Raw genomic sequence first — 17497 nt, 5'->3', positions numbered from 1 at the left:
CCTTCTTTATTCGGCACCTGGAGATCTGCTGATCGTGACGGCTACGCGTCCGGACATTTCTATCATCATCGTGAGCTACAACGTGCGTGACCTGCTGGAGAATTGCCTCCACTCGGTCTATTCGGCACTTGCGGGGCTGCATGGCGAAATCTTTGTCGTGGACAACGATTCCGACGACGCTTCCGTGGACATGGTGCGCCAGCGCTTTCCTTCCGTCAAACTCATGGCGAATACCGCGAATGTCGGTTTTGCCAAAGCCAACAACCTTGCGCTGCAACACGCGCAGGGACGCTATCTGCTGCTCCTGAATCCCGACACCCTGGTGCAGGAAGACACACTGCAGATCATGCTCCGGTTTTTTGAAGAGAACGACGATGTCGGCATGGCCGGCTGCAGAATCATCAGACCCGACGGTTCGTTCGAACCCGCCTGCCGCCGCAGCTTTCCCTCTCCATGGGCGTCGTTTACCAAACTCACAGGCCTGAGTACTCTCTTCCCCCGCTCTCCCCTCTTCGCGCGCTACAATCTTACCTATCTCAGCGAGGACGAGAGCTACGAAGTGGATGCCATTTCCGGCTCGTTCATGATGCTGAAACGGGAGGTGTACGACACTATCGGAGGACTCGACGAATCCTATTTCATGTACGGAGAGGATCTGGATTGGTGTTTTCGTACGCAAAAGGCCGGATGGAAGCTGTTTTATGTGCACAGCACGCGCATCATTCACTACGGTGGAGAAAGCACCAAGCGAAGCAGCATCGATGCGACGGCGGAGTTCTACCGCGCCATGCAGGTCTTCGCCCGCAAAAACCTGAAACTGTCCCGCTTCTCGCTCGGGACGATTTCCCTCGGCATCACCCTGCGTCTCGCACTGTCACGCTCGCGGTATCTCCTCCATACTCTTAAAGATCCGGCAGCCGATGCCGCCACAATGACCGCTGCGCTCGTTGGCGCGGAGCTGTTGCGCTTCGGCGGCTTTTTCCAACTGCCCGCCTACGCTTATCCGACAGTGTACATCGTTGCGGTAACCATGCTCGTGCTTAGCGTCTGGGCGTCCGGAAGCTACACAAAGAACAGCTACGGTATCGTTCGATCCGCTCTGGGTGTGCTGCTGAGCTTCTTTGTCATTTCCACGCTGACGTTTTTCTTCAAGGACTGGGGATTCAGCCGCGCAATCAATCTGATTTCCACCGCCCTGGCCCTCCTGCTCATCCCCGGACGCCGCACGTTGCACGCGCTCATGAATCCGCAGGAACGCATCAATCCCGTCACCGGCAGACGGACCTTGCTGGTGGGACTCAACGAGCAAAGTCTCGACGTATTGGAACGGCTTCGAAAGAGCGAAGAGCGAAGCTACGACGTGCAGGGGTTGATTGATCTGAACCGCAGAAGAATCGGAGAAGTCCTGCAGGGCGTCCCGATTGTGGGTACCGTGGAAAACATCGGAAAAATCATACAGGAAAAACGTATCACGGATATCATTCTCGGTCCCGATGTGCTCAGTTATGGTGAAATCCTGTCGATGATCGGCCGCACACGCGGAATGGACGTGCACTACCGCATTGTTCCCCGGACTATGGAGTTCATTGTCGGCAAAAGCAGCGTGGATAAACTCAGTGCTGTTCCCCTTCTGGATGTCGAGTACGCTCTGATGCGACCGGGCAATCGCTTTCTGAAACGGCTCCTGGACGTCCTTGTATCGTTACCGATGAGTGTGCTACTTTACCCTTTCCTCTCGCTGTTCACGAAGACGGAAAATGACGGCCCCATCAGGCAGTTGCTGCGCGGCATGCCTTCGGTGCTTGCGGGCCGCAGGAGTCTGGTCGGACATGACGAGAGTAGCGCGACGATCCTGCCTGCAGCCTGGCCGGGCAAACCCGGACTCACCGGTCTGGCGCAGCTGAGGGGCGGCGACAGCCTTTCGCAGGAGCAAACACTCGGAGCACTGCTGCAATACGTGAGAAACTATTCCGTGTTTCTGGACATCGAACTTCTCGTACGCACCGTCCTGCGCGCAATGATGAACAAACAAGCAAGGAAATAGACATGGCCAAGACCGTCCTGGAATTTGAAAAACCGATCATCGAGCTGGAGAAGAAGATCAGCGAGATGCGCGAGGTGGTACAGGATCTGACCTTCAACGACGAAATCGACGCTTTGGAACGGCGCGTGGAGGACTTACGGCGCTCGGTATACGGTAGTCTCACACGTTGGCAGAAGGTGCAATTGGCCCGCCATCCGGACCGTCCCTACACGCTCGACTACATTAAACTCATGACAACGGATTTCATCGAATTGCATGGAGATCGCAGATTCGGTGACGATCACGCCATCGTCGGAGGTTTCTGTAAAGTAGATGATGAAACCGTCATGCTTATCGGTCATCAGAAAGGTCGCGACACCAAGAGCAATCTCTTCCGCAATTTCGGTATGGCGAATCCCGAGGGCTACCGTAAGGCGCTGCGGTTGATGGAATTGGCCGCCAAATTCAACAAGCCGGTGGTAACGCTCATTGACACTCCGGGAGCATACCCGGGCATCGAAGCTGAGGAGCGCGGACAGGCAGAAGCCATCGCCCGCAATCTCTTCGAAATGAGCCGTCTCCCCGTACCCATTGTCGTGGTGATTATCGGCGAGGGAGCGTCAGGGGGCGCACTCGGCATAGGTATCGGCGACCGCATTCTCATGCTTGAAAACACCTGGTACAACGTGATCGCACCCGAATCCTGTTCGAGCATCCTGTGGAGGAGTTGGGAGTACAAGGAGCAGGCCGCAGAGGCCCTGCGCCTCACCGCGCCCGATCTTCTTCAACAAGGCATTATCGACCGCATCATTCCCGAACCCCTCGGCGGCGCGCATCGCAATCACTCCGAAGCCGCACTCCTCCTGAAAACCGCCCTCATCGAGGAACTCAAGCGGCTCAAAACCATCAAACCAGACACTCTCAAAAAGAACCGCATCAAAAAATTCTCGCAAATGGGTGAGTATTCGGGGTAACGGACGATTGACGAGTTACGAGTTACGACTTACGGTTCTCTGGTGATGAAACATCCGCATCGACGCAGGATTCATCGAAGGGGAGCGGAGTACCCACATGCGAAGGAACGCATGGGTCAAGTCGGGTCGCAGCCTGTCCCACACTGTACTCCTTCCGCCGCACGAAGGATCTTTACTAAACAACCACACATCGTACCACCCAAATCGTAAATCGTCAATCGTTCCGCCTGAGACAGATTAATCGTATATCAGTCATGCCACCTCTCGCCTCCTTCCGCCACGATATTCGCGTCCGCTACGCCGACACGGACCAGATGCAGATCGTCTATAACGGAAAATATTTCGAGTATTTCGAAGTCGGCCGCACCGAGCTTATCCGCTCACTGGGTTTACCCTACGCCGAAATGGAACGTCGCGGAACGCGCCTGCCCCTCATTGAGGCGCAGTGTCGTTTTCATTTGCCTGCGCGCTATGACGACCTGATCACTATCGAGAGTTCCGTACTCGAAATCCCCCGCTCTACCCTCCGTATCGACTATAGCATTTTTCGCAAGGAAAGCGGAGAATTGCTCGCACGCGGCTACACCGTGCATGCCTTCCTGGACATCGCGTCGCAACGGCCCGTGCGCCCCCCTGCGGATTTTCTTGCAGCCATGGGTATCCTCTGATTCGATTCCGCTCCCCGCATCCATGAACAGATGTGCGGTCGTCGGGTGACGATCCGTGCGTCAATATAGCTCCCTCTCGGTGGTTGCACCGCGTTACTGCTTCCGGAAAACGGTTATTGTGGGTGTGACATACTGGGGGACATACCCGCCGACGTCGAGTATCCCGGACGCACAATGCTCCTCGTGCGTTGCATTCTCGACGACGATGAAGTGCGCCGCGTCCGGTACGTCGGGTGCAGCGCAATTGACAATCCAACCGTGTTTTCCCAAGACATACAGGAGTACAGGATTTCCATCGGTAATAATGGCAATTCTGGACGGGCCCGCCAGTTCCGACCGCAGATATTGGGCGTCGTTAATGTATTGCGTATTGCGCTCTCCCTGCAGAAGTGCTGCATAACGAAACCCCGACAGCGCCAGCACGAGACAGCCCGCTGCAATAAGAACAGCACGCAGGAGTTTCGCTCTCGCGACGCGGGTGAGCAGATCGTCAATCCCGACGGCGGCGATGAGTACCGCCGGCTGCGTGAACGGAAGCTGATAGTACTCATGCACCTGATTGCCTTTACGCACAACGAAGAAGAAAACGATGACAGCCAGCATCCAGAAAAGCGTGATGTGGTTTCGCTTTTCACGCAACAACCGATACAGGCCGTAAAGCATGAGCAGGAACACCGGATAGGTCAAATGGCGTTCGGCAATGCTTTTGAAAAAAATGTCATTGTAGTATTTGAGCGAGAGGAGCGAGGAGAGCTCGCCCCACTTGTTCGTCTCACCGGTCCAGATTCCGAAGGTGTTACCGGTCTCCAGAAATATGCCGTGCGCGTGCCAGTACCATGCCGCAACCGGCAGCAACACGGCCACAGCGAAAAGTACCTGAGCAGGACGCAGCACAGAGCCCATGCCTCCGCGCGCAATGATCAGGACAAGCAACGGAAGTCCTATCCACAGCGTGGGCAGCTTCAGCAGTACCGCAACGCTGACACTCAAATACGCAAGCACAGCGTCGGACCACTTCTTCGTCTCCAGCCACCGGTCGAAATACAGCAGCCCATACACGATGCAGCACAGCATCATCGCTTCCGGCATAACGGCGCGGCCGTAAAACAGATTGAGCGGCAACAGCGCATAGAGAGACGCGGCCATCACTCCGACGCGTTCGTTGTACCATCTGCCACCAAGGCGGAATATCCCCCATGCGGCCGCCAGCATGAAAACTGACGGAAGTAATCGAGCGATGACGATGCTTTCGCCAAGGATCCGGTACAGCAGTGCTATCAAATACGGAAACAGCTGGAATTCGGCCTCCACCGGAAGCCCCCCGCCCCAGTCCGCGCGTGGTTGCAGAATGTTCATGGATACCTGATGGAAGTTCCGGGCTATCGCGGCGGTGTCGGACTGACGCCACGAATGCCAGCCGATGACGGTGGAGTCGATCAGGTAGAATCGCAGCAGGAAGGATACGGCAAGCGCCACGAATAACAAGATGCCATACGTGCTGTACCCTCTCCGCTCAACGATTCCGAACATTACACCCTCGCAGCTCTTAATACAATGAAACAGACGGTGATCGCAGTATCCCTCCAACAGGTGCGATTTTGTAAGGTAGACATTTTCCTGGCGCTCTGAAACGCATGTAACATGCCTTTTCCTGCGCGCGCCGGCGGCGTGCGCTGTGTCTGCGACGTCCCAATCCGCCGCTACGGTTCGGCGGAGCTTGCGCTCGATGGCCGGCCGCACCCCCAACGATGATCTCGCCGCGGTACCGCCTCCCATCCCCGCGAGCACTCAAAACAACTTGGAGAACGAAACGCCGGCATATCCGCGAACAATGCCCGCTGTGCGCCCTCCGTTTCTACGGACGCGCAGCCGAATGCAGGGCTTTCGCCATTTCCACCAGACGAAGGAACTCCGCGCGCGCACCGTCGGCATCCACCCCTTTTGCTCTCGAAGCACGGTCAATGACCTGGTCGAAAGAGGCGTTCGCCTTGTAGGGCGAATTACGAAGCAACATGGCGAATTCCGCCACAGCGGAAGCGTGGAGAAAGTTCGGCGTCGGAGGTCGGTCCGCTTCGTCGGAGATGACACATTCGATTTCCCGTACCACACCGCTTTCCGGATGTTTGTAGCGTGTGCTGATCGTCAGCATCTCGCCACTCTCCATCGCCTCCGGGCGTACCCGGTTCTCGGTGTACTTGTATGGATCGGTACTTCGCAGATCAAGCGGCGCATCGAGCGGGACGATTTCGTACAAGGCCGTAACCGAATGACCGGCACCCATCTCACCTGCATCTTTCGTGTCGTCGCGAAAATCCGCATCGGCGAGCAACCGGTTTTCGTAGCCAATCAGGCGATACTCACGGACCAGAGACGGATTGAACTCGACACGGATTTTCACATCCTTCGCAATGGTTATCAGCGTTCCGGTGAGCTGCGAACCGAACATTCGAAGCGCTTCCTGAAAAGTGTCGATATACCCGTACATCCCGTTGCCCTTATCGGCCAGTTTTTCCAGCTTTTCATCCTTCAAATTTCCGTACCCAAACCCCAGAATGGACAAGTACACGCCCCCCTCGCGCTGCTTCTCGATAAGCGCAACCAGGTCGTCCGTCCCCGAAACGCCGACGTTGAAATCTCCGTCCGTAGCAAGAATAATCCTGTTATTGCCCTTCTCGATGAAGTTCTCCTTCGCGGTGGCGTATGCCAACAATATGCCCGCACCACCTGCGGTCGAACCTCCCGCCGTGAGTCCGCTGATGACATCCCTGATCAGATGCATGCTATCACAGCTCGTGGATGGCAGCAATACCTGCGCCTCGCCGGCATAGGTGACAATGGCGACTCTGTCCTGGGGGCGCAGTTGGCGGAGAAACACGAGAAAGGCTTCCCGAAGCAGCGGCAGTTTGTTGTCCGGCGACATCGATCCCGAAACATCGAGCAGGAACACAAGATTTTGCGGCGGCAATGCGGACATGTCAAGTTCCTTCCCCTGCAGTCCGATGTGCAGGAGTCGATGCGATGGTTGCCAAGGACATCGGCCCAGTTCGGCCGTCAGCGTGTAGGGATGTTCGCCAGCAGGTTTCGGGTAGTCATAGCGAAAATAATTCAGCATTTCCTCGGTGCGTACCGCGCTCGCGGGAGGCATGCCGCCGCTGTTGAGAACGCGTCTGACATTTGTGTACGATGCCACATCCACGTCGATGCCGAACGTGGATCTGGGCGATAAAAGCGCATTCCGGAAATCATTCTCCACGAACGAAGCATATTCCTCGTCAGTCCCAAACGCTGATGCGCCGCCCGCCGTGCTCCCGCTGCCTGTTCTGTTCTGGTTGGCGGCGACGCTATGGGCGACAATTAACACCTCACTTGTGCTGTAGGACTCGGAAGCGAGCTGTACATTCATGGTGATAACGGAATCCGCGTGTATTTCGATCTTGCCGCTGTTCCATTTTTTGTACCCAATGTAGGAGACGACGATTTCGTAGATGCCCGGCGGAATTTTCACGACTTCGTACCGGCCGTCGACGTTGGTGGCGGCCCCCTTGTTCAGATCGACGAAGATCACATTCGCACCGATAAGGGGTTCGCCGGTTTCACCATCGGTAATTCGGCCTCTGACCGAACCATATTGCGCAAGCGCCTGCATCGCGCACAGCACGAAAACAGCAGGGACGATGACGTAACGCATGGGACCCTCGCAAGAATATTTTTACACGAAATGGACGGGCAGTATCGACGAATGCTGAATCTCCAGGCTGATCGTGGGACACATCGTTATGGCTGCGTTCGTCGATTTTCGCAGCAATGTACGTAATACCGCAATAAAGGGCAAGTATAGAGATATTTAATCTGTTTCTGCTTTTATCGTGCCCGCTGCTCGTCTTCGGTCTTCCGGCAACCGCCACCCCGGCCTGCGCTTCGCCACCGACGTCCGTAGGTCGCCGCGCTTCTCCTGCTCGACCCAATCTCGTACTATCTCCACAAATACACCGCGCGCGAACCGAACTCCTCTGGCAGACCACCGGGACAGCCATCGTATGCCTGGCTGTTTCATGCCCGGCTGCTTCATTCCAGATTTTTCCGATTCCGCCACTTCCTCCGTATATTTATTCGATGTAGATTTTTTTCATCCTTTTCGGCGATCCTAATGACACAACCTGCTGTCCTTGTCCTGCGGGACGGAACAGTGTACCACGGCACGGCCTTCGGGCACGTAGGCGAGACCTCGGGCGAGGTCTGCTTCAACACCGGGATGACCGGGTATCAGGAAATTCTCACCGATCCCTCATACAGCGGCCAAATCGTCACGATGACGTATCCGCATATCGGGAACTACGGCGTGAACGATGAGGACGTGGAAAGTGCGCGCATACAGGCGGCCGGACTCATCGTGCGCGAGGGATGCGAAATCCCTTCCAACCATCGCGCAACGCTCTCCTTGGCGGAATGGATGAAACGCAATGGCGTGGTCGGTATTCAGGATATAGACACGCGTGCGCTGACCCGCCGTCTCCGCACCTTCGGCGCCATGAACGGCATCATCAGTACCGGGACCCGACGGGTGGAGGAGCTGATCGAGCAGGCGCGCGCCCTGCCTCCGATGAACGGACAGGACCTCACCGGCGCGGTGACCTGCTCAGCGCCGTACCATTGGCCCTCCAACGACGCCGCGAAGGTCTACCGCGTGGCCGCACTGGATTTCGGCATCAAGCGTAACATTCTCCGCTTGCTCGCGGCGCACGGCTGCGACGTAACGGTGTATCCCGCGCGCACCACCGCCGAGGAAATCCTGGGCACCTCGCCGGACGGCGTGTTTCTCTCCAACGGCCCCGGCGACCCGGAGGCGGTGGACTACGCTATCGAGACGGTACGAGCGCTCCTTGGCAGGGTGCCGGTGTTCGGCATCTGCCTGGGTCACCAATTGTTGGCGCTTGCTCTCGGCGCAAAGACCTACAAACTCGGATTCGGACACAGAGGATCCAATCATCCCGTACGGAATCTGCTCACCGGGGCGGTGGAAATCACCAGCCAGAATCATGGATTCGCGGTGGAGGCCGAATCACTCCCGACTTCCGTGACAGCGACGCACTGGAACCTCAACGACAACACGCTCGAAGGATTCCGCTGCGACGACATTCCCGCATTCTCCGTACAGTATCATCCTGAAGCGGCCCCCGGCCCGCATGACTCCCGCTACCTCTTCCGAGAGTTCATATCCCTTATGGAACAGCATGCCAAAGCGTAACGACATATCCAGCATTCTCATTATCGGGGCCGGTCCTATCGTTATCGGACAGGCCTGTGAGTTCGACTATTCCGGCACGCAGGCCTGTCGCGCCCTGCGCGCGGAGGGCTACCGCGTCATTCTGGTCAATTCCAATCCCGCGACCATCATGACCGACCGCAGCATCGCCGATGCGACCTATCTCGAGCCAGTGACGCCGGACATCGTGGCATCCATCATCGAGAAGGAGCGACCGGACGCGCTGCTTCCCACGGTGGGTGGACAAACGGCACTCGATACCGCCATGGCTCTGCACACACGCGGTGTGCTGGAAAAATTCAACGTGCAATTGATCGGCGCGGACATCAATGCCATCCGCCTCGCCGAGGACCGCAGTCTCTTCAAGGCGGCAATGGACGGAGTGGGTATCGACACGGCACGGGGCGGCTTCGCGCGCAATCACGAACAGGCCATGGAACTCATCGAGCACACTGGTTTCCCTGCCATTATTCGTCCATCCTTCACCCTGGGGGGCACCGGCGGCTCCATCGCTTACAATGTGGATGAGTACAGCGAGCTTGTGAAAGCCGGCATGGACGCCAGTCCTATCCACGAGGTGCTCGTGGAGGAATCGCTTCTCGGCTGGAAGGAATTTGAAATGGAAGTCGTGCGCGACCGCGCGGATAACGCGATCATCGTGTGCGCCATAGAAAATGTGGATCCTATGGGCGTGCATACGGGTGATTCCATCACTGTCGCGCCGGCGCAAACACTGACGGATAAAGAATATCAGAAGATGCGCGACTGGTCCATGACCTGTCTGCGGACGGTGGGTGTGGACACCGGCGGTTCCAACGTACAGTTCGCCGTGCATCCCGACACGGGGCGCATGGTGATTATCGAGATGAACCCCCGCGTCAGTCGCAGTTCGGCTCTGGCGTCAAAAGCGACGGGTTTTCCGATAGCGAAAGTGGCCGCGCGCCTCGCCGTGGGCTACACGCTGGACGAGCTGACCAACGATATCACCGGTACGACGGTGGCGGCGTTCGAGCCCAGTATCGATTACGTGGTGACAAAAATCCCGCGCTTCGATTTCGAGAAATTCCCTACGTCCGAAGGTGTGCTCGGCGTACAGATGCAGAGCGTCGGCGAGGTCATGGCCATCGGCCGCACGTTCCGGGAAAGCATTCAGAAAGCATTCCGATCCCTTGAGGTCGGGCTGCACGGGCTCGAGCCCAAACCCGGCGAAGGGCGTCAGTTGGACATGCGAAAAATGCGCTACCCGACCGCGTTTCGCCTGCTCAAGGTCTGGAAATCTTTCGAGCAGGGTTCCACTGTGGAGGAGCTCTTCGACATCACCCGCATCGATCCCTGGTTCCTCGAGCATATCCGTTCGCTGGCACTGGAGCGGCATGGGGTTCTGAACGACGATGCAGTGCGCCGCTTCAAGCGCGAGGGCTTCAGCGACGCACAGATTGCGCAACGTTTCGGCCTGACAGAAGCGGAGGTCCATGACCAGCGAACGCGGGCAGGGATTCTTCCGGTGTTCAAGGAGGTGGACACCTGCGCGGCGGAGTTCGAAGCGAAAACCGCTTACTGTTACAGCACCTACGAGCTGGAGCACGATATTACTCCGCTGGTCGGGAAAAAGGTGATGATTCTCGGTGGCGGGCCCAACCGTATCGGGCAGGGTATCGAATTTGATTACTGTTGCGTGCAGGCGGTGCTGGGTCTCGGCGATCTTGGGTACCGGACCATCATGGTGAACTGCAACCCCGAAACCGTTTCCACGGATTTTGACATCTCCGACCGCCTGTATTTCGAGCCGCTCACCTTCGAGCATGTCATGGCCATCGTGCATTTCGAGAAACCCGACGGCGTCCTCGTGCAATTCGGAGGGCAAACTCCGCTGAATATCGCCATGCGCCTCAAACAGGCCGGAGTCCCCATTATCGGCACCTCGCCCGAGGCCATCGACCTGTCGGAAAACCGCGAGAAATTTGGCCGCATTCTCGACACCCTCGCCATACCGCGGCCGGATTACGGCACCGCATTCAGCGAGGACGAAGCCGCCGCCATCGCCGAGCGTATCGGTTATCCGGTCCTCGTGCGTCCTTCGTACGTGCTGGGCGGACGCGGTATGGAGATCGTGTACACCAGCGACGCGTTGAGAAGCTATGTTCGCCAGGCCGCCATCATCTCCGAAGACCAGCCCATACTCATTGACGCGTTTCTCGAAGATGCCTTTGAATTCGATGTGGACGCCTTATGCGATGGCGAGGATGTTTTCATCGGCGGTATCATGCAGCATATCGAGGAAGCCGGCATACACTCCGGGGATTCGGCCTGTGCCATTCCTCCCTATCACTTGCTTCCCGAAGCACGAGAAAAGATCGAGACCTACACGCGGCAGCTCGCCGTAGAGCTGCAGACTGTCGGATTGATCAACATTCAGTTCGCCATGAAAGGCGGCGTGGTATACGTGCTGGAGGTCAATCCGCGCGCGAGCCGCACGGTACCGTTTGTGAGCAAGGTCATAGATCTTCCGCTCGCGCGTTACGCCGCCCAGCTCGCCGCTGGTAAAAAGCTGCGCGACCTGCAGCTCGACGCAAATCGCAGCGACGGACTCATCGCCGTCAAGAAACCGGTGTTCCCGTTCAACAAATTTCCGCGACAGAGCGTGTTTCTGTCCCCGGAAATGAAATCCACCGGGGAAGTCATCGGCCTCGATACCGGCTGGGGTGCAGCCTTCGCGAAAGCGGAGGCGGGCGCGGGAAACAAACTCCCGACCTCGGGCAACGTCTTCGTTTCTGTCAACGACCACGACAAGGAGGCCCTGCTGGCCATCGCACGCGATCTGACGGAGTTACCCTTCCATCTGTTCGCTACCAGAGGTACCGCCGCGGTACTGCGGCAGAACGGCATTGCGGTACATGATATCAACAAAGTTGTTGAGGGTCGTCCCCATGTGGTGGATGCGATAAAGAACGGCAATATCCATCTGGTGATCAATACGCCATTGGGTGCGACGGCGCGCGAGGACGAGTACGAAATCGGCCGCGCGGCCATACGTCACCGCGTACCTGTCGTTACCACTCTGTCCGGCGCCCGTGCCGCCGTGCGCGGCATCCGCCGGCTGCTCATGGGGCCACTCGACGTGCGAAGCCTGCAGGAGATTTTCGCGGCACACGAGGAGCGGGGCGCGTAGCGCAGGGCGCAGAGTGCGGGGCGCGTAGCGCGGGGCGCAGGGCGCTTACATCTCGAATGTTACGAACCCACAAACGGCTTTCTGAAGAGCAGGCGCTCGGCACTACGCGCTGTGCTGCCAGCAGGTCGAATACAATCTCAAGCACCACACCTTCGCACAGCCGAAAAGCCGGCGCAACGCGCTGTGCTCTCGGCTGGTTTTGCGATTGCCGCGCGAAACTCATAGCTTGAAAGCTGGCAAGCTGTGACTTTATGAGCATCGCATACACACTCAAGGAAAGTTTCGCCGGATTCCGGAGAAACAGATCGGCGACGCTGATCACGGTGTTTACCGTCAGCATCGCCCTTCTGCTGCTTGGTGTATTCACGCTCATCACATCGAACGTCACCACCTTTGTTGACAGCATCCGATCCCGTGTCGATGTCGAGGTTTTTCTCTCGGCGGAGATCAATCAGCGGCAGCAGGAGGAAATGGAGGCCATCCTGCGTGGTCTTCCTGGTGTTTCCGATGTCACGTTCGTATCCAAGGATGATGCCGCCGAGATCTTCAAGCAGGACTTCGGCGAGAGTTTTGCGGACATCCTCGACGAGAACCCTCTCCCGCAATCCTTCCGTCTCAGTATCAGCGACGGCTATAACAACAGCGACAGCGTTGCGCTCCTCGCCGGGAAAATCGAAAAACTGCGCCTCGTCGACAACGTGTACTATCGCAAATCTCTGCTCCAGCTTCTCGACAGGCGTGCACGGGCTTTCGGTGTCGCCGCGTTTTTCATAGGCATCATGCTCGCCGCTTCAGCAGTCATCCTTGTCGCCAACACCATTCGCCTCACGATTTACGCGAAGCGCCATCTCATACGGACGATGAAGCTGGTGGGCGCAACGACGCTGTTCATCCGCGCGCCATTCCTGATCGAAGGTGTGTTTCACGGCGTCGTCGGCGGTGTCATCGCGTCGGTACTCATTGACATCGTCGTCACTTTTTTCCTGCAACCCCTTTCCGAAGACCTCCTGCTGCAGATCGGCGTCGGCTTCGGTTTCTACCTCCTGCTCATTATTTCGGGAGGCGTTCTGGGCTTTCTCGGCAGTCTCATCTCCATCGGGCGCTTTCTCAAAGAAGCGCTGGTACAAGCCTGACCGGGTATACGTACTCCAACATCCATCACCCACATCGCCATGGCGTATTCGCAATCGGAACTCTACCCTGTTCATCTCACACCCGGCGGACCTCCTCTCAGCCGCGACTTGCTGCTCCAATGTCCCCCGGAACTCCTGCGACGCGAGGATGCGCAACTGCTGCTTGTGGGCTGTCGCTTCGGAGAGCATCTCATCACGCTCCCCTACCATTTTGCCGGACGAATCACCGGTATTGAGGAAGACTCTGAAGCCGTTCTGTACGGCAAAATGGCTATAGCGCAGGCGGGAATGGCGGAACGCGTCAGCATCATGATGATGTCGCCGCTCGCCACGCGTTTTCAGCCCGGACAGTTTGATGTGATTATACTCGAAGGCGCGTTTTCAAGCTATCCGGCGGGGAAAGTGCTCAAAGAGGCCAAGCGCCTGCTTTCGGATACGGGGATGCTGCTGTTCTCCGATTCCTGCTGGCTTGAACCAGACGTGCCGGTGTTTGCCCGCCAGGTGTGGGAATCACGGGAACATAAAATCCTCCATTTCGACGAAACCGTCGCACTGTTTCGCGACCGCGGTTTCGACATCATCGCCACAGTGGATCAATCCCGGGTGCTGGGCGGCTTCTACGCGCAGTTTCGCGACGCCGCGCAGAGCATCGCGCGGGAGAAGTTTGAAGGGTTGAAACATCTCAAGGCGCTGGTCAAGCATTACAAGCACGAAATCGACGTGTATCACAAACACGGCGGAAAGCGGTACATGGGGTACATGAGCATCGTTGCAAAGCACGCGGGCTGAGCGCGGGCTTCTCCTGCCGATGCGGGGACTTTCGCAGGAGAGTGCGAAGGGAACCAGGGAATAACGAACTGCTTCCGGGGAGCACCGCGGGCATGTCCTATGCCTGCTTTTCCGCGTACAGCGTAATCAGAAAAATCTTATTGACATTTTTTGATTAATCCTGTATCTTCTCTGTACAACATCCACAAACAACGCGAAAGCGCAATACCTCGGACCCACGCGTCCGCATGAATGTTTTTCCATTGCCAAGGTGCACCCCGCGTCCTGTGCGACGTCTCCGTCCTTCGGACTGCGTGGTCGGTGCTGGATCTCCCACGGCGTGTGCATTGGTACTGGTCAGCGAAAAACGAATCCGTCCTCGGATACGTTCACTCGCGCTCATCCACCGCCATTTCCGGAGAACCCCGGAGATCGTCCTGCTTGGCACGAGTTGAGGCCCATGTTGCACGAGTCGCCTGCTCTCGCACGAGGAGAACGGAATGGGATTCTCCCGCCTGACACGGAGCGACGACCGTACCGATGGCTGCAACGTTTACGCATCGCCTTCTCACCACTACCATGTACCATTTTTTCTGGAGATACCATGCACACAATACACACGATTCTTCGCAGCGCCGGCATCGTCACACTGACGATTTGTCTGGCCTGCGTGCTCACCTTGCACGTCTCGGCGCAGTCCAACAGCAGGAGCGCCGAGCTGACACAAAAACCCTCGGGAGAGAGCGGGAAATCCAACAACGGCAAGGACCAGGAACTTGCTCCGCGAAAGCTCGCCGATAAATCACAGCGCAATCGGGTTACGAAGGGCTCCGACAGGTCCCGCATCGAAGTGAAGTTCGTGGATGGACTACGCTTTTCGGTGAATCCCCGGGGTATGCTTCTCGAACGTCCTCAGCGCGGACTTCGCAGCGAAGGTGCCCGTGAACTGCTCTCCGCCATCGCGCGCGACGGCGGCGTGTGGCATCGCATGATCACCGTCGAGGAGGAAAAGATGGATGAAATGCGCGGAAACGCGCAGCGCAAACTCGGCAAGGAAGTGGCGGATATGAACAGCTATTTCATCCTGACCGTGCCTGAAAACGTGGACACGGAGCTCTGGCTGGATTTGCTCAACGAACTGGAGGATGTAGAAATCGCCCAGCCGGTACCGCTTCCCGCCCCGCAGCCCCTGCCGGATGACTTCCAGCCTCTGCAAGGGTACCTCGAGGAGGCCACCGGCGGTATCGATGCCAGCAGCTACGCCTGGGCCATCGCCGGAGGAACAGGCGCAAACGTCCGAATCGTCGACCTCGAGTACTCCTGGAACCTCAACCATCAGGATCTGCCCTCGGGTATCACCACGCTTATCCCGGGTGGTCGCACCGCCGTCGATCCCTTTAATGACACGGACCATGGCACCGCGGTGCTCGGTGAGCTCGTGAGCCTGAATAACGGCTGGGGGACGACCGGTATCGCGCATGACGCGGAGATCTTTGTGGCGCCTGTGAGCTGGGATAACGGCTACAATCTTGCTGCCGCGCTCACCAACGCAGCCGCCTCCCTTTCGGCGGGTGACATCCTGCTTATCGAGCAGCAGACACAAGGACCGAACTATATCGACAACACCAGCCAGTTCGGTCTCGTCCCGTCCGAATGGCAGGAGTCGGTGTACAATGCCATCGTCACCGCAGTTGGTAACGGGATTCACGTTGTCGAGGCAGCCGGAAACGGCAGCCAGGACCTCGATGGAGCGGAGTACAGCGCCGGGAACGGTGGACACTACCCCTTCAATGGATCCAAAAATTCGGGCGCCATCATCGTCGGCGCCGGTGCGCGACCCGGCGGCTCCACCACAGACCGTTCCCGACTGGGCTTCTCCTGCTTCGGTGCGCGGGTCAACGTTCAGGGCTGGGGTGAAGGCGTGATGACCACGGGGTATGGAACGTACTATTCCGAAGGTCCGAACAACAATCTCGATTACCGCAGTACTTTCGGTGGCACGTCGAGCGCCTCTCCGATCGTCACCGGCGCCGTCGCCCTCATCGGAAGCATGCAGGAGGAAATCAACAACAACGTCATGACGCCCGCCGCCATGCGCAGTTTGCTTATCGCCACTGGTTCGCCACAACAGGCCGGGGCCAATCCGCTTTCCGAAAACATCGGGCCGCGCCCGAGCATTCGCGCCGCGATTCAGTCTACCGATCCGTGCGTCCTGACCTGCCCGTCCAACATCTCCGTATCCAATGATCCGGACATGTGCGGCGCCGTGGTGAATTATCCTGCTCCAACAACGAGCGCAACGTGCGGTACCGTGACCAGCACTCCGGCATCGGGGAGCTTTTTCCCTGTGGGTGTGACCGTTGTCAACGTGATGACGACATCGGAAGAAAATTGCAGCTTTACCATCACCGTGAACGACACACAACCGCCTTCGGTCACTTGCCCGGAGAATATCACGGTCAACAACGATCCCGGTATGTGTTCAGCTGTCGTTACCTACGCGGCCAGCGCCTCCGATAATTGTCCGGGCGTCACCATCGACTACGACATTCCCTCCGGTACGGCATTCCCCGTGGGCGTCACCACGGTAACCGTCACTGCCACGGACGCGCACAACAACAGCACCCAGTGCTCCTTCACCGTCACAGTGATCGACAACGAGCCACCGACAATCTCGGTGTCGGTGAATCCGACCTCGCTCTGGCCGCCGAATCACACTATGCGCAACATCACCGCCACTGTGGTTGCGGCGGATAATTGTCCCGGCGTGACCTACGCTCTCACCTCCATCGTGAGCAATGAGGCGGACAACGGCCTGGGTGACGGAGATACACCGAATGACGTTCAGAATGCCGATTACAACACCCCCGATCTCATGTTCCGTGTGCGGTCGGAGCGTTCGGGTCTGGGCACGGGACGCATCTACACCGCCACGTATACGGCGACCGATGCGCACAGTAATACCGCGACAGCTTCGGCGACCGTGACCGTGCCGTTCAGCATGGAGAAGGCCGGTGCCCTGGGCGATGTGCTCCCGAGTCATTTCGGTCTCGATCAGAACCATCCCAATCCCTTCAACCCGTCAACGACAATCAGCTACAGTCTCCCTGTCGCTTCCATTGTGACGTTGCGGGTATTCGATCTTCTTGGTCGTGAAGTGGGGACACTGGTACCTGGTAAACACCATGACGCCGGTCGTTTCGAGGTGACCTTCGACGGCTCACGTATCGGATCGGGTATGTACACGTACACGATGACGGCGTTCTCCGTCGAGACCGGTGAGGAATTCACCGCTGTCAAGCAGATGATGTTGATGAAATAACACGAGATCCGAGAGGATCAGATTGCGCGGGGTGGATGCTACTGTCCACCCCGCATTTTTTTTAACGGTATCAGCGAGATCGTGATGAATACGGTAGCGCGCTCTGTGCAGTGCGGACACAGAACAGCGCACCGGGCCGGGTGGTACAGGAAAACCATCATTGGGAGGTGAGGGTAT

General features: G+C 57.6%; 10 protein-coding genes. 8 read left to right on the top strand and 2 right to left on the bottom strand.

Annotated features, from left to right (window positions below; all coding sequences use genetic code 11):
- Positions 1 to 34: 34 nt before the first annotated feature.
- The 3 genes from M5R41_18285 to M5R41_18275 all read left to right on the top strand — a co-directional run bounded on the left by M5R41_18285 (position 35) and on the right by M5R41_18275 (position 3665).
- Positions 35 to 2044: a glycosyltransferase gene (locus M5R41_18285; protein MCZ7558348.1), complete on the top strand. Its 2010-nt coding sequence runs from the start codon at positions 35 to 37 to the stop codon at positions 2042 to 2044.
- Between the two features lie 2 nt (positions 2045 to 2046).
- Positions 2047 to 2997, top strand: coding sequence for an acetyl-CoA carboxylase carboxyltransferase subunit alpha (locus M5R41_18280; GenBank protein MCZ7558347.1), 951 nt, complete (start codon positions 2047 to 2049; stop codon positions 2995 to 2997).
- Positions 2998 to 3251: 254 nt separating this feature from the next.
- Positions 3252 to 3665: an acyl-CoA thioesterase gene (locus tag M5R41_18275; protein MCZ7558346.1), complete on the top strand. Its 414-nt coding sequence runs from the start codon at positions 3252 to 3254 to the stop codon at positions 3663 to 3665.
- 93 nt (positions 3666 to 3758) lie between these two features.
- Here M5R41_18275 and M5R41_18270 read toward each other — a convergent pair whose 3' ends face one another.
- Both M5R41_18270 and M5R41_18265 read right to left on the bottom strand, forming a co-directional pair.
- A complete protein-coding gene (locus tag M5R41_18270; GenBank protein MCZ7558345.1) occupies positions 3759 to 5195 on the bottom strand; it encodes a glycosyltransferase family 39 protein in 1437 nt (478 codons plus the stop codon).
- Positions 5196 to 5520: 325 nt separating this feature from the next.
- Positions 5521 to 7353, bottom strand: a complete 1833-nt coding sequence (locus M5R41_18265) for a von Willebrand factor type A domain-containing protein (GenBank protein MCZ7558344.1) — start codon at positions 7351 to 7353, stop codon at positions 5521 to 5523.
- A 459-nt stretch (positions 7354 to 7812) separates the two neighbouring features.
- On the opposite strand from M5R41_18265, the gene carA reads away from it, so the two are divergent.
- From carA to M5R41_18240, 5 genes are all read left to right on the top strand, one after another.
- Positions 7813 to 8910 carry a glutamine-hydrolyzing carbamoyl-phosphate synthase small subunit gene (carA, locus tag M5R41_18260; protein ID MCZ7558343.1) on the top strand — a complete coding sequence of 366 codons (1098 nt, stop codon included), beginning with the start codon at positions 7813 to 7815 and terminating at the stop codon, positions 8908 to 8910.
- Positions 8897 to 12097, top strand: coding sequence for a carbamoyl-phosphate synthase large subunit (carB, locus tag M5R41_18255; GenBank protein ID MCZ7558342.1), 3201 nt, complete (start codon positions 8897 to 8899; stop codon positions 12095 to 12097). Before carA ends, carB begins: the two co-directional genes overlap by 14 nt.
- A gap of 251 nt (positions 12098 to 12348) precedes the next feature.
- Positions 12349 to 13230: an ABC transporter permease gene (locus M5R41_18250; GenBank protein ID MCZ7558341.1), complete on the top strand. Its 882-nt coding sequence runs from the start codon at positions 12349 to 12351 to the stop codon at positions 13228 to 13230.
- A gap of 39 nt (positions 13231 to 13269) precedes the next feature.
- Positions 13270 to 14019: a class I SAM-dependent methyltransferase gene (locus M5R41_18245; GenBank protein ID MCZ7558340.1), complete on the top strand. Its 750-nt coding sequence runs from the start codon at positions 13270 to 13272 to the stop codon at positions 14017 to 14019.
- Between the two features lie 583 nt (positions 14020 to 14602).
- Positions 14603 to 17320 carry an HYR domain-containing protein gene (locus M5R41_18240; GenBank protein MCZ7558339.1) on the top strand — a complete coding sequence of 906 codons (2718 nt, stop codon included), beginning with the start codon at positions 14603 to 14605 and terminating at the stop codon, positions 17318 to 17320.
- The last annotated feature ends 177 nt before the right edge of the window (positions 17321 to 17497 follow it).

The sequence above is a fragment of the Bacteroidia bacterium genome (assembly GCA_027493955.1).
In the GTDB taxonomy this organism is placed as follows: domain Bacteria; phylum Bacteroidota; class Ignavibacteria; order SZUA-365; family SZUA-365; genus JAOSJT01.
Note: the sequence above shows the minus strand (reverse complement) of the source record. Positions and strands in the feature narration are given on the sequence as shown.